Source organism: Pantoea sp. X-Soil-TKNS-1279, assembly GCF_059730565.1.
Window position 1 is genome coordinate 3372616 of sequence record NZ_AP035948.1, and the last position, 13749, is coordinate 3386364.

General features: G+C 54.7%; 10 protein-coding genes. 1 reads left to right on the plus strand and 9 read right to left on the minus strand.

Annotated features, from left to right (window positions below; genetic code table 11):
- Nucleotides 1–4: 4 nt before the first annotated feature.
- The 3 genes from AC6I8N_RS15820 to cysJ are packed head-to-tail and all read right to left on the minus strand — an operon-like array spanning nt 5 to nt 4265.
- Complete coding sequence (locus tag AC6I8N_RS15820; RefSeq protein ID WP_497829443.1) at nt 5–739, minus strand: phosphoadenylyl-sulfate reductase; 735 nt, start codon at nt 737–739, stop codon at nt 5–7.
- A complete protein-coding gene (gene cysI, locus AC6I8N_RS15825; RefSeq protein ID WP_208723731.1) occupies nt 736–2460 on the minus strand; it encodes an assimilatory sulfite reductase (NADPH) hemoprotein subunit in 1725 nt (574 codons plus the stop codon). The genes AC6I8N_RS15820 and cysI overlap by 4 nt, the downstream gene beginning before the upstream one ends.
- Nucleotides 2460–4265 carry an NADPH-dependent assimilatory sulfite reductase flavoprotein subunit gene (gene cysJ / locus AC6I8N_RS15830; RefSeq protein ID WP_497829444.1) on the minus strand — a complete coding sequence of 602 codons (1806 nt, stop codon included), beginning with the start codon at nt 4263–4265 and terminating at the stop codon, nt 2460–2462. Before cysJ ends, cysI begins: the two co-directional genes overlap by 1 nt.
- Nucleotides 4266–4557: 292 nt before the next feature.
- Here cysJ and queD point away from each other — a divergent pair, with 292 nt between their 5' ends.
- Nucleotides 4558–4920 carry a 6-carboxytetrahydropterin synthase QueD gene (gene queD, locus AC6I8N_RS15835; RefSeq protein ID WP_190274667.1) on the plus strand — a complete coding sequence of 121 codons (363 nt, stop codon included), beginning with the start codon at nt 4558–4560 and terminating at the stop codon, nt 4918–4920.
- An 85-nt stretch (nt 4921–5005) separates the two neighbouring features.
- On the opposite strand, the gene queE is transcribed toward queD, so the two are convergent.
- The 6 genes from queE to rlmD form a co-directional block, all read right to left on the minus strand.
- Nucleotides 5006–5677, minus strand: coding sequence for a 7-carboxy-7-deazaguanine synthase QueE (gene queE / locus AC6I8N_RS15840; protein WP_497829445.1), 672 nt, complete (start codon nt 5675–5677; stop codon nt 5006–5008).
- 147 nt (nt 5678–5824) lie between these two features.
- Nucleotides 5825–7123 (minus strand): phosphopyruvate hydratase, encoded by a 1299-nt coding sequence (gene eno, locus AC6I8N_RS15845; protein ID WP_013510243.1) that lies wholly within the window; start codon nt 7121–7123, stop codon nt 5825–5827.
- 75 nt (nt 7124–7198) lie between these two features.
- Nucleotides 7199–8836: a glutamine hydrolyzing CTP synthase gene (gene pyrG, locus AC6I8N_RS15850; protein ID WP_036626558.1), complete on the minus strand. Its 1638-nt coding sequence runs from the start codon at nt 8834–8836 to the stop codon at nt 7199–7201.
- Between the two features lie 254 nt (nt 8837–9090).
- Nucleotides 9091–9882, minus strand: a complete 792-nt coding sequence (gene mazG, locus AC6I8N_RS15855) for a nucleoside triphosphate pyrophosphohydrolase (protein ID WP_208723728.1) — start codon at nt 9880–9882, stop codon at nt 9091–9093.
- 280 nt (nt 9883–10162) lie between these two features.
- Nucleotides 10163–12394, minus strand: a complete 2232-nt coding sequence (gene relA, locus AC6I8N_RS15860) for a GTP diphosphokinase (RefSeq protein ID WP_021184537.1) — start codon at nt 12392–12394, stop codon at nt 10163–10165.
- A 32-nt stretch (nt 12395–12426) separates the two neighbouring features.
- Nucleotides 12427–13743, minus strand: a complete 1317-nt coding sequence (gene rlmD, locus AC6I8N_RS15865; protein WP_208723727.1) for a 23S rRNA (uracil(1939)-C(5))-methyltransferase RlmD — start codon at nt 13741–13743, stop codon at nt 12427–12429.
- Nucleotides 13744–13749 lie beyond the last annotated feature (6 nt).

Sequence of the window (13749 nt, forward strand, 5' to 3'; positions counted from 1 at the left end):
AAGATTAACCTTCGTGAAGGCCGCACTCGCGCTTCAGCCCAAAGAAACGTGTTTCCTCTTCCGCCATCCCCGGCTCCCACTTCTTGGTGGTATGCGTATCTCCGACAGACAGATAGCCTTCGTCCCACAATGGATGGTATTTCAGACCATGCTGCTTCAGGTACTGATGTACCTGGCGGTTATCCCAGTCGATAATCGGCAGCACTTTAAATACGCCACGCTGAATCGCCAGCACCGGCAAATGCGCGCGGCTGCCGGACTGATCGCGCCGCAGACCCGCAAACCAGGTTTGCGCTCCTAACGTTTCCAGCGCGCGGTTCATCGGTTCCACTTTGTTGATTTGGTTGTATTTCTCGATCCCTTCGACGCCCTGCTCCCACAACTTGCCGTAGCGTGCTTCCTGCCAGGCCGGTGAGGTTTCGGCACGGAACACCTGAAGATTCAGGTTGAGCTTATCGGTCAGCTCATCGATAAAGCGATAGGTTTCCGGGAACAGATAACCGGTATCCGTGAGGATCACCGGAATATCCGGCTGTTGTTGCGTCACCATATGCAGCAACACCGCCGCCTGAATACCAAAGCTGGAGGACAGCACAAACGCGCCAGGCAACTGCTTCAGTGCCCAGCTCAGACGCTCTTCTGCCGATTGTTTTTCCAGCTGCGCGTTGGTTTCCGCCAGCGCCATCACACGATCAATTTTGGGTAAATCATTCAGTGCTGCGAGATCGAGTACCGTCATACTGCCTCCGGGTCCCAAAAATCACGGGCGGGGTCAACCACTGGCTTCACGATGCCCGCGCGAATCACGAAGTCGCCAAAACCTTCTTCACCGTTACGCTCTTTCGCCCAGCGTCCAACCAGCTCATCAATGCTGGCGAGGATCTCCCCTTCGGTGATGTTCTCTCGATACATGCGCGGAATACGGGTGCCGATGCGGTTGCCGCCAATATGCAGGTTGTAACGACCTGGTGCTTTACCCACCAGACCGATTTCGGCCAGCATGGCACGGCCACAGCCGTTAGGACAACCGGTAACGCGTAACACTATGTGCTCATCACCCACGCCGTGGCCGTGCATGATCTCTTCGACCCTGGTCACAAATGAAGGCAGGAAACGTTCGGCTTCAGCCATCGCCAGCGGGCAAGTTGGGAAAGATACGCAGGCCATCGAGTTTTCACGCTGCGGCGTCACCTGCTCCATCAAACCGTGTTCACGAGCAATGGCTTCAATCTGCGCTTTCTGTTTCTCCGGCACGCCCGCCACAATCAGGTTTTGGTTAGCGGTGAGGCGGAAATCGCCCTGATGTACTTTGGCGATTTCGGCAATGCCGCGCTTCAGTGGACGGCCCGGATAATCCAGCAGACGGCCGTTTTCAATAAACAGCGTCAGGTGCCACTTCTTATCGACGCCTTTGATCCAGCCAATACGATCGCCACGGCTAGTGAATTCGTAAGGACGCGTCGGACCGAAAGTGATACCGGCACGTTTTTCCACTTCAGCTTTAAAGGTTTCCACGCCCACGCGCTCCAGCGTGTATTTGGTTTTGGCGTTTTTACGATCGGTACGGTTGCCCCAGTCACGCTGGGTGGTCACCACCGCCGCCGCGACATCAAGGATCTTCTCCACCGGCAGGAAACCAAACTCGCTGGCGGTGCGCGCATAGGTGGCTTTGTTACCGTGATCGATCGACAAGCCACCGCCCACCAGCAGGTTAAAGCCCACCAGCTTGCCCTTCTCGGCGATGGCGATGAAGTTGAGATCGTTAGCGTGCAGATCCACGTCGTTATGCGGCGGGATCACCACCGTGGTTTTGAACTTACGTGGCAGGTAAGTCTCACCGAGGATCGGCTCCTCATCGGTGGTGGCAACCTTCTCCTGATCCCACCAGATCTCAGCATAGGCGCGCGTTTTCGGCAGCAGATGCTCCGACAGTTTTTTCGCCCACTCGTAAGCTTCCTGATGCAGCGCCGACTCCACCGGGTTCGAGGTACAGAGCACGTTACGGTTTACGTCGTTGGCCGTTGCTAACGCATCGAGGCCTACTTCATGCAGCATTTGATGCGTCGGTTTCACGTTCTTCTTCAGAATGCCGTGGAACTGGAACGTCTGGCGGTTGGTCAGGCGGATGCTGCCATAAATGGTTTTTTCGGTGGCAAACTTATCAATCGCCAGCCACTGGGTTGGCGTGATGATGCCGCCCGGCAGGCGGCAGCGCAGCATCATGGCATGCCGCGGTTCGAGTTTCTGCGCCGCACGTTCCGCACGGATATCACGATCATCCTGCTGGTACATGCCGTGGAAACGGATCAGCAGGAAGTTATCGCCGTTAAAGCCACCGGTCAGGCCATCGTCGAGATCTTCGAGAATGGTGCCGCGCAGATAGTTGCTTTGTTTTTTCAGACGCTCGGCGTCAACAAGCTTGCCTTCAACGACCAGCGGTCCAGGGTGTTTTTCACTCATTAGTAAACGTCTCGCTGATAACGGCGCTCAATGCGCAGCTCACTTAAAAACTCGTCAGCCGTTTCACGATCCATTGCACCGTGCTCGACCACCACATCCAGTAATGCCTGCTCAACGTCTTTCGCCATGCGATTGGCGTCGCCGCAGACGTAAAGGTGTGCGCCCTCTTCGATCCAGCGCCACACTTCCGCACCTTTAGCGCGGATCTTATCTTGTACGTAAATCTTCTCCGCCTGATCGCGCGACCAGGCAAGGTCGATATTGGTCAGCAAGCCGTCTTTGACATACTTCTGCCATTCAACCTGATACAGGAAATCGTCGGTGAAGTGTGGGTTGCCGAAGAACAACCAGTTTTTACCGCCTGCACCCTCATTATCACGCTGCTGCATAAAAGCGCGGAACGGCGCAATACCGGTGCCCGGACCGATCATAATCACCGGGGTTTCCGGGTTGGCAGGCAGACGGAAGTTATCGTTATGTTCGATAAATACCCGGATGTCACTGTCTTCTTCCAGACGATCCGCCAGCCAGGTGGAAGCACCGCCACCACGCTGACGCCCCTCAATCTCGTAGCGCACCGCACCCACCGTGATATGCACTTCAGCCTCGTTCTCTGCCTGCGAAGAGGCGATGGAGTAGAGGCGTGGCGTCAAAGGACGCAGCAGGCTGGTCAACTGTTCTGCATTCAATTCAGTCGGAGCCTGACGCACCATATCGACAATCGGCAGGCTCTGCGCGTAGTGCTGGAGTTTCGGCTTATCACCGACCAGCGCCAGCAGCACGTCGTTACGTGACAACGCGGCGTAGTGTTCAACGATCTGCGGTGTATTAACTGTCAGCTCAAAATGACGTTGCAGTGCCTCCGCCAGCGGCAAGGTCTCACCGTGGATCGTCACCGGCTCATCGCCTTTCAGCCACAACAATTCCAGCAACTCTTTAACCAGCGCCGGATCGTTTTCAAACCAGACACCGAGGGCATCGCCCGGCTGGTAACGCAGACCGGAATCACCGAGATCGATTTCGATATGACGCACATCTTTATCGGAATCACGGCCAGTAATTTTCTGGTTTACGGCAAAGCTGGCAGTCAGCGGAGCTTCTTTGCTGTAGGGGCTACTGTGGATTTCATTAATGCTACCCGCAGCGGTTACTGCTGCCACGGCTGGCGCTTCGCTCGGCACTCGCGCTTTGAGGATGTCGGTGATCTGCTTACGCCAGGCGCTTGCCTGCTCCGCATATTCCACATCGGCATCGACGCGATCCAGCAAACGTTCTGCGCCCAGTTCAGCCAGACGGCTGTCGAAATCCTTACCGGCTTTGCTGAAGAATTCGTAGGAGGTGTCGCCCAGGCCGAATACGGCAAAGGCGGCGCCGTTCAGGGTCGGCGCTTTTTTCGACATCAGGAATTTATGTAACGCCACTGCTTCTTCAGGTGGCTCGCCTTCGCCCTGGGTGGAGGTCACCACCACCAGCAGTTTTTCCTGGCCGATTTGTTTAAATTTGTAGTCACCGGCATTGACCAGATTGACGTTCAGTTTTGCCGCCAGCAGGTCATCACGCAGATGTTCCGCCAGGCGACGGGCATTGCCGGTCTGCGATGCGGAGATCAACAGGATGGTCGGCGCCTCGGCCTGCACCGGTGCCGATGTGGCAACGGCACCAGGCGTCTGGTTGACCATGCCCCAGAAATAACCCGAAAGCCATGCCATTTGGGTGGTAGAGAAATCGGTAGTCGCTGCCTGTAAGCGCGCGAGTTGCTCCGGGGTTAGCGGCAGCAGTGAACCTGGGGGTGCCTGAGTCGTCATCGCGTTAAAAATTCCAGTATCAGAAGTCCGGACCGTAAAATGGCGGAAGAGTGAATAGGTTACCGGCCCGTATATTAACGATTAAATAAAGCTTCGACATAATAAATAACCAAAATGACTAAGTGGTTTTTCGGGTAATGCTAACCAGCAAAAGTGGTAAATAAAGCAATTTATATTCAACGAGTTAATTTATCGCTTCTTCAGGCTGAGTGCGTAAAATGCCCTGTTCAGCGGTAACGGGTGCTAAAAATCTGTATTTCAGGTAGACTTCAGCGGATTTTATGTTGAGGCCATTATGTCTACCACGTTGTTTAAAGAGTTCCAGTTTGAAGCGGCGCACCGCTTACCTCATGTACCTGAGGGGCATAAATGCGGTCGTTTGCACGGCCACTCCTTTCTGGTGCGGCTGGAAATTACCGGGGAAGTGGATGCTTATACCGGTTGGGTTATGGATTTTGCAGAATTGAAAGCGGCCTTTGCACCGCTCTATGATCGCCTCGATCATCACTATCTGAATGACATTCCCGGTCTGGAGAATCCCACCAGTGAAGTGCTGGCAAAATGGATTTGGGATGAGATGAAGCCGATTCTGCCAGAATTGAGCGCTGTGATGATCAAAGAAACCTGCACCGCAGGTTGTGTCTATCGCGGCTAGAAATCGTAGCGGCGCGATTTGTCGCGCTTTTGCATTGGCGCTGCGGCCCAAAGATGCGCGATAAATCGCGCCGCTACGGCTGTCATCAGGCAATATTGAGATATTTGTGAGTCTGCATCGACAAACGCCAGTTACGGGCGATGCAGGTTTCAATGCACAGTTTGGTCGCCGCATCACCCCGGCTGATCGGCTGTAACGCGATAATACGCGGTTTCTCGTCATGCAATCCCGCCAGCAGCACATCCAGCGCTTCAATATCCCGCACGCGCGCCACCGGATGTTTAATTTCATCAGCCCGCTGCAACGCCTGCGGCAGCACATCATAGCCACCGCGCATATTCACCTTAGGTGAAACCGTCACCCAGGTAGCGTCGGAACAACGAATTTCATGGGTACCACTGGTTTCAATCTGGCAGGCAAAGCCCGCTGCTTCCAGTGCGCTGGTCAGTGGGCGTAAATCGTAGATGGCCGGTTCACCACCGGTGATCACAATGTGGCGTGCCGTCCAACCCTGGCGCTGAATCGTCTCCAGCAGCATCGCCGGGTCAGCGTTGCCCCAGGCGTCGCTTTCCACTGTTTTGACCAGAATGTCACCAAGCGAGGTCTCCCGATCTGCCAGCTTATCCCAGGTATGTTTGGTATCACACCAGCTACAGCCGACCGGACATCCCTGCAAACGGATGAACAGCGCCGGAACGCCCGTGTAAAAACCTTCGCCCTGTAGTGTCTGGAACATTTCGTTAATCGGGTAGTACATTTTTTACTCACTTCACTCATTCAAGGCGCAGATTATGGCAGATCTGTCACCGGTAACAACAGCGGCTTTACGTCAAAAATGCAAAAGCCCCGCCGGAGCGGGGCTTAGCAACAGGCGACACTGCCTTACGGCAGCATCAGCAGGCGATTACGCCTGGCCTTTAACTTCTTTCAGACCGTTGAAAGGTGCTTTAGCACCCAGCGCTTCTTCGATACGAATCAGCTGGTTGTATTTAGCAACGCGGTCAGAACGGCTCATTGAACCGGTTTTGATCTGGCCAGCCGCAGTACCTACCGCCAGGTCAGCGATGGTTGCATCTTCGGTTTCACCTGAACGGTGAGAGATCACCGCGGTGTAGCCTGCGTCTTTTGCCATCTTGATAGCAGCCAGAGTTTCGGTCAGAGAACCGATCTGGTTGAATTTGATCAGGATGGAGTTAGCGATGCCTTTCTCGATACCTTCTTTCAGGATCTTGGTGTTGGTTACGAACAGGTCGTCACCAACCAGCTGGATTTTGTCGCCCAGTACTTTGGTCTGGTAAGCAAAGCCCGCCCAGTCAGACTCGTCCAGACCGTCTTCGATAGAGACGATCGGGTACTGTTTGGTCAGATCTTCCAGGAAGTGAGTAAACTCTTCAGAGGTGAATGCTTTACCGCCTTCACCGGCCAGCACGTATTTACCGTCTTTGTAGAATTCAGATGCGGCGCAGTCCATCGCCAGGGTGATGTCTTTGCCCAGCTCATAGCCTGCTGCTTTTACCGCTTCCGCGATAACAGCCAGGGCTTCGGCGTTAGAACCCAGGTTCGGCGCGTAGCCACCTTCGTCACCCACTGCGGTGTTCATGCCTTTGCTTTTCAGCACTTTCGCCAGGTGATGGAAAACTTCAGAACCCATACGGATGGCTTCTTTTACAGTCTTCGCGCCAACCGGCTGAATCATGAATTCCTGGATGTCGACGTTGTTGTCAGCGTGCTCACCACCGTTGATGATGTTCATCATTGGCAGCGGCATAGAGTATTTGCCCGGGGTGCCGTTCAGTTCAGCGATGTGCTCATACAGCGGCTGACCTTTAGAAGCCGCAGCCGCTTTTGCCGCAGCCAGAGAAACGGCCAGAATGGCGTTTGCACCGAAGTTGGATTTGTTCTCAGTACCGTCCAGCTCGATCATGATCTTATCGATGTTCGCCTGGTCTTTGGCATCTTTGCCTTTTACCGCGTCAGCGATCGGACCGTTAACCGCCGCAACCGCTTTGGTCACGCCTTTGCCCAGGAAACGAGATTTGTCACCGTCACGCAGCTCCAGCGCTTCGCGAGAACCGGTTGATGCACCTGATGGCGCAGCAGCCAGACCAACGAAACCACCTTCCAGATGCACTTCTGCTTCTACAGTCGGGTTGCCACGGGAGTCGATAATTTCGCGACCGATGACTTTTACGATTTTGGACATTCGATTTTCCTCAGTACAAGTTAGTCAATCCTAAGACAAACAACGCGCGAAAACTTCGCGCGCTGCTCGTGAAACTTACTTCGCTAACCGCTTCTGGTATTCCTGCGCCGCTTTAACAAAGCCAGCAAACAGTGGATGACCATCGCGCGGGGTCGACGTGAATTCCGGGTGGAACTGACAGGCCACAAACCACGGGTGGTTTGGAATCTCAATGATTTCGACCAGTTGATCGTCACCGGAACGGCCCGCAATGCGCAGACCCGCCGCTTCAATCTGCTTCAACAGCATATTGTTTACTTCATAACGGTGGCGGTGACGTTCAGTGATCACGTCTGAGCCGTACAGCTGGCGTACTTTGCTTTCCGGCGTAAGCTGACACTGCTGGCTACCCAGACGCATGGTGCCGCCCAGATCGCTCTGCTCGCTACGCACTTCGACGTTGCCTTCTTCGTCACGCCATTCGGTGATCAGCGCAACCACCGGGTACTTACAGTCTGGCACAAATTCAGTTGAGTTGGCGCCAGCCATACCCGCCACATTGCGGGCAAATTCCATCAGTGCAACCTGCATTCCCAGGCAGATACCGAGGTAAGGCACGTTGTTTTCACGCGCGTATTGCGCGGTCATCAGTTTGCCTTCCACCCCACGGTAGCCAAAGCCACCCGGAATCAGGATAGCATCCAGATCTTTCAGTAATTCGACACCACGCGTTTCAACATCCTGCGAATCGATCAGCTTGATGTTAACGGTGACGCGGTTTTTCAGGCCGCCGTGTTTCAGCGCTTCAATCACGGATTTGTAGGCATCCGGCAGTTCGACATATTTGCCGACCATACCGATAGTCACTTCGCCGCCCGGATTAGCCTCTTCGTAAATCACCTGCTCCCATTCGGCCAGGTTGGCTTCCGGGGCATTCAGGTTGAAGCGTTTGCAGATGTAGTCATCCAGACCCTGTGATTTCAACAAACCCGGGATCTTGTAGATGGAGTCGACATCTTTCAGTGAAATAACCGCTTTTTCCGGAACGTTACAGAACAGCGCGATTTTGGCGCGTTCGTTAGCCGGTACGGCGCGGTCAGAACGGCAGATCAACACATCCGGCTGAATCCCGATGGAGAGCAGTTCTTTTACCGAGTGCTGCGTTGGCTTGGTTTTTACTTCGCCTGCGGCAGCCATGTACGGCACCAGCGTCAGGTGCATATACATGGTGTGTTCACGGCCCACATCGACCGCCATCTGGCGAATCGCTTCGAGGAACGGCAGTGACTCGATATCCCCCACGGTGCCGCCGATTTCCACCAGAACGACGTCGTGACCTTCGCCACCTTCAATGATGCGTTCTTTGATGGCGTTGGTGATGTGTGGGATAACCTGAATGGTCGCGCCCAGATAGTCGCCACGACGCTCTTTGCGCAGCACTTCTGAGTAGATACGACCGGTCGTAAAGTTGTTGCGACGCGTCATTTTGGTACGAATGAAGCGCTCATAGTGACCCAAATCCAGATCGGTTTCGGCCCCGTCATCGGTGACAAAAACTTCACCGTGCTGAGTTGGGCTCATGGTACCCGGATCGACGTTGATATACGGATCGAGTTTCATGATGGTCACATTCAGACCACGCGCTTCAAGGATGGCTGCGAGGGAGGCTGCGGCAATGCCTTTCCCCAGAGAGGAAACGACCCCGCCGGTCACAAAAATATAGTTCGTTGTCATGCTGAACCTGAGAGTTTAGGTTTAAAGACGGTGGAATAACCAGGACGGGAAAACAGTATACCTGAAGTCGTCACCTGCCACAATTGATCAATCACCACCCTCTCCTCCTACGCAGTGCAGCGGGTAACATAGCGGATAGCCAGGGTTGAAATGTTGACGCACGTCACAAAGTCACCGCATGGCTGAATCGAGTAAGCTCAAGCGGCGATTTTATGCACAACGCTGGAATAATCAACAAATCGCAGCGGATCACGTTACTCCTTGTTCTCACTGAGTTTCACCTGTTGCCAGGCTTCTTCCATCTGCTCCAGCGTGGCGTCACTCATCGCCATCCCCTGCGCGCCAATCAACGTTTCCACCTGGCGAAAACGGCGTTCAAATTTGTCATTGGCCTTCTGTAGCGCCACTTCCGCTTTGCTGCCAAGATGGCGAGAAAGATTTACCGTAGCGAATAATAAATCGCCGATTTCTTCCTCAAGTTTGTCACTGTCGACCACCGCCTGCTGCGCTTCATGCATCACTTCGTCAATCTCTTCATGCACTTTATCCAGCACCGGCCCCAGGCTATTCCAGTCGAAACCAACGTTACTGCAACGTTTCTGGATTTTGTGCGCACGCATCAACGCGGGCAGCGCTTTAGGGATATCATCCAGCGCCGAATGCTGCGCTTTTTCCGCACGCTCGCTATGTTTGATGGCTTCCCAGTTTTTCAGCACCTCCTGCGCGTCCTCCGCTTTGACATCGCCAAAGATGTGCGGATGACGGCGTTCGAGTTTATCGCTGATAGCGTTGCAGATATCTTCAAAATCAAAGCGCTGCTGCTCGTTGGCCATTTGCGCGTAAAACACCACCTGGAACAGCAGGTCGCCTAATTCTCCACGCAGATCATCAAAATCTTCACGCTGGATGGCATCGAGTACTTCGTAGGTTTCTTCCAGCGTATAAGGCGCGATTGAGGCGAACGTTTGCTGACGATCCCACGGGCAGCCTTGCTGCGGATCGCGCAGGGTTTGCATGATGGTGAGCAGGCGTTGGAGGGCATTCATGGGCGGATCCTTTAAGAATAAGTTGGGTGCGGTCGGTTACCCTCACCCCGGCCCTCTCCCATAAGGGAGAGGGAGATGTGCGCCTGATCGGTTCCCTCTCCCATAAGGGAGAGGGAGATGTGCGCCTGATCGGCTCCCTCTCCCATAAGGGAGAGGGAGATATGCGGCTGATCGGTTCCCTCTCCCATAGGGGAGAGGGAGAGGGCGATGTGCGGCTCGATCAGTTCCCTCTCCCGCTTGCGGGAGAGGGTTAGGGTGAGGGTTAAGGTGAGGAGAAAAATTAGTGTAACCGCCGTGCGTCGATAATATCCGGCACCTGGTTCAGTCGAGCCAGTACGCGGCCCAGCACCTGCTGGTTATAGATCTCGATATCCATATCAATGGTTGCCAGTTGCTTGCGGGTATCGCTGCGGCTGGAGACGCCCAGCACGTTCACCTTCTCATTCGCCAGAATCGTGGTGATATCACGCAGCAGACCGCTACGGTCGTTCGCTGTGACGCGCACCACCAACGAATAACCACTGGAATAACTTTCGCCCCACACCGCATCGACAATGCGCTCCGGCGCATGGGAGATCAGCTCAGCCAACTGGTCACAATCGGCACGGTGGATCGAGATGCCACGTCCCTGGGTAATAAAGCCGACGATATCGTCGCCCGGAATGGGCTGACAGCAACGAGCGATGTGGTGCAGCAGGTTGCCGACCCCTTCCACCACCACGCGGCCGCTCTCTTTACGCGCTGACGGCGTATACGATTTCTGCGTCAGTTGGCGCAGTGCTTCGCGATCTTCCTCTTCCGCGCTCGGCTTATTCAGCTTGCCTTGCAGGAAGTTAACCATCTGATTAAGGCGAATATCGCCACCGCCAATCGCCGCCAGCAACTCATCCAACGAGGTGACGTTATAGCGCGGCAGCAGCAGTTTCTCCGCCTCACGCAGGCTGATATCCAGCTGCGTCAACTCCGTATCCAGAATCTGGCGACCAGCAATAATATTCTTGTCGCGATCCTGCTTACGGAACCAGTTGTGAATCTTCGAACGGCCACGGCTGGTCGTGATATAGCCGAGGTTCGGGTTAAGCCAGTCGCGACTCGGGTTTGGCTGCTTCTGCGTGATCACCTCAACCTGGTCGCCCATCTGCAACTGATAGGTGAACGGCACGATGCGCCCACCAATTTTCGCGCCGATGCAGCGGTGGCCGATATCGCTGTGGATGTGGTAGGCGAAATCGAGCGGGGTTGAACCGGCAGGCAAGTCCACCACATCCCCTTTCGGGGTAAAGACATAAACGCGATCGTCAAACACCTGACTGCGCACTTCTTCCAGCATCTCGCCAGAGTCCGCCATCTCTTCCTGCCAGGTGATTAACTTACGCAGCCAGGCGATACGTTCTTCATGGCCTGCTGCACCGCGTGTATTGCTGCTGGTCGGCCCTTCTTTGTATTTCCAGTGCGCCGCTACACCCAGCTCAGCATCTTCATGCATCTGACGGGTACGAATCTGGATTTCTACCGTTTTGCCCTGCGGCCCCAGCACCACGGTGTGGATGGACTGATAACCATTAGGCTTCGGGTTGGCGACGTAGTCGTCAAACTCGCTGGGCAGGTGACGATACAGGGTATGCACCGTACCCAGCGCACCATAGCAGTCCTGCAAACGTTCCGCGACGATACGCACCGCGCGCACGTCGAACAACTCATCAAACGCCAGCGATTTTTTCTGCATCTTGCGCCAGATGCTATAGATGTGTTTCGGACGGCCATACACCTCAGCACGCACGCCCTCTTTCTGCATCTCTTTACGCAGGTTATCGACAAAGTTTTCGATGTACTGTTCACGATCGATACGCCGCTCATGCAGCAGCTTAGCAATACGTTTGTATTCATCGGGATGGAGATAGCGGAAGCAGTAATCTTCCAGCTCCCATTTGAGCTGGCCGATACCGAGGCGGTTAGCCAGCGGCGCATAGATATTGGTGCTTTCTTTCGCGGCGAGGACGCGCTCATCTTCCGGCGCGTCTTTCATTTCACGCAGGTGAGCGATACGTTCCGCCAGCTTGATGACGACGCAGCGGAAATCTTCCACCATCGCCAGCAGCATACGGCGCACGTTATCGACCTGTTCAGAGGCCATCGAGTCGTTATGGATCGCTTTCAGCTGACGGATTGCATCCATATCGCGCACGCCATGCACCAACGAAACAATGCCTTTGCCGACGGTTTGCTCCAGCTCCTCTTCGCTGACCACGTCGGCATTCGCCAGCGGGAAAATCAGCGCGGCACGCAGGCTGTCGATATCCATACTCAGCATCGAGAGAATTTCCACCATCTCGATACCGCGCCACAACAGCAGAGCTTGATCAGGATGGTCGTGCGTTTCGGCTTCACAGTAGCGCCAGGTGTCAGCCAGACGCTGACAGGATTGCGGGTTAGCAATGCCCAAACTGGCAATCCACTGGTCGAGGGCAAACTCCCCCGCCGTATTTAAATGCGCACTTCTAACCGCAACCATATCCTCTCCTGCCACAGCGACTTAGGTGTCGCTTATGTTTTGCTGAACAGCACCATGGATTCGAGATGGCTGGTATGAGGGAACATATCCAGCATCGCGACCCTTTCCAAATGGTAACCCGCAGACAGTAATGTCTGACTGTCGCGGGCAAGTGTTGTCGGGTTACAAGAAACATAGACCACGCGTTCCGGCGCAAGTTTAACAATGTGCGACATCACACCCGCCGCCCCGGCACGCGCCGGGTCCAGTAACACCTTATTAAATCCCTGCGCAGCCCATGCCTGGCGCGCAACGTCTTCCTCCAGGTTATGCTGGAAAAAACGGACATTTTTCAGATTATTCAGGTCTGCATTATACGCTGCCTGCCGTACTAATGCTGCAACGCCCTCCACACCAACGGCATTTTCTACGAACTTTCCTATAGGCAATGTGAAGTTGCCCATGCCGCAAAACAGATCCAGCACCCGGTCCTGTGGCTTCAGGTCGAGCCAGTCGATGGCTTTCGCTACCATTTGCTGATTCACCCCATCATTCACCTGAATAAAATCCTGTGGGCTGAAGGTCAGTTGCAGGTTGAATGAGCGATAAAACGGCGTATCAGGCTTCAGGGCTGTCAGATCATCGCTACCATCAGCGAGATACAGCATCAAATCATGTTCATGCGAAAAGCGTTCCAGTTTTGCACGATCGTCTGAGGACAATGCATCAAGATGGCGCAGCACCATCAGCGGGCCATTATCCGCCAGCACCAGTTCAACATGGCCCAGACGTTTCACCGCATTTAAGCCACTGAGGCAGTGGTGCAGAGGCCGTAATAACGCTTCAAGTTCGGGCGCCAGAATGGGGCATTGCGTCAACTCCACCAAATCATTACTGGCCGCCTGGCGAAACCCCATCTGCAAACGCTGCTGTTTTGGGTGCCACTGCAACCCCAAGCGCGCGCGACGACGATAACCCCAGGCGTGGCCGCTGATGATTTCATCGACGCGCACCGGCAAAGGGGCGTCACGACTCAGCATCCTCGCCAGCGCCTTGGCTTTGCTTTGTTCCTGCAACGCCACCGAGACATGCTGTTGCTGGCAACCGCCACACACGCCAAAGTGTGGGCAGCGCGGTGCCACTCGCTCTGCACTGGGATTGGTGATACGCGTGGCTTTTGCGCGCGCGTACTGGCGTTTATCTTCCAACAGCGTCACTTCAGCCTGCTCGCCGGGTAGCGCACCGCTGACAAACATCGCTTTGCCATTATGGCGCGCAACACCTTGTCCAAAGGGATCAAGGTCTTCGATAGTGACGGTAATACGTTGCCTGGTCGTCACCCGCTGTTTTGCGGAGTAAAATTGCGCCATAGTGTT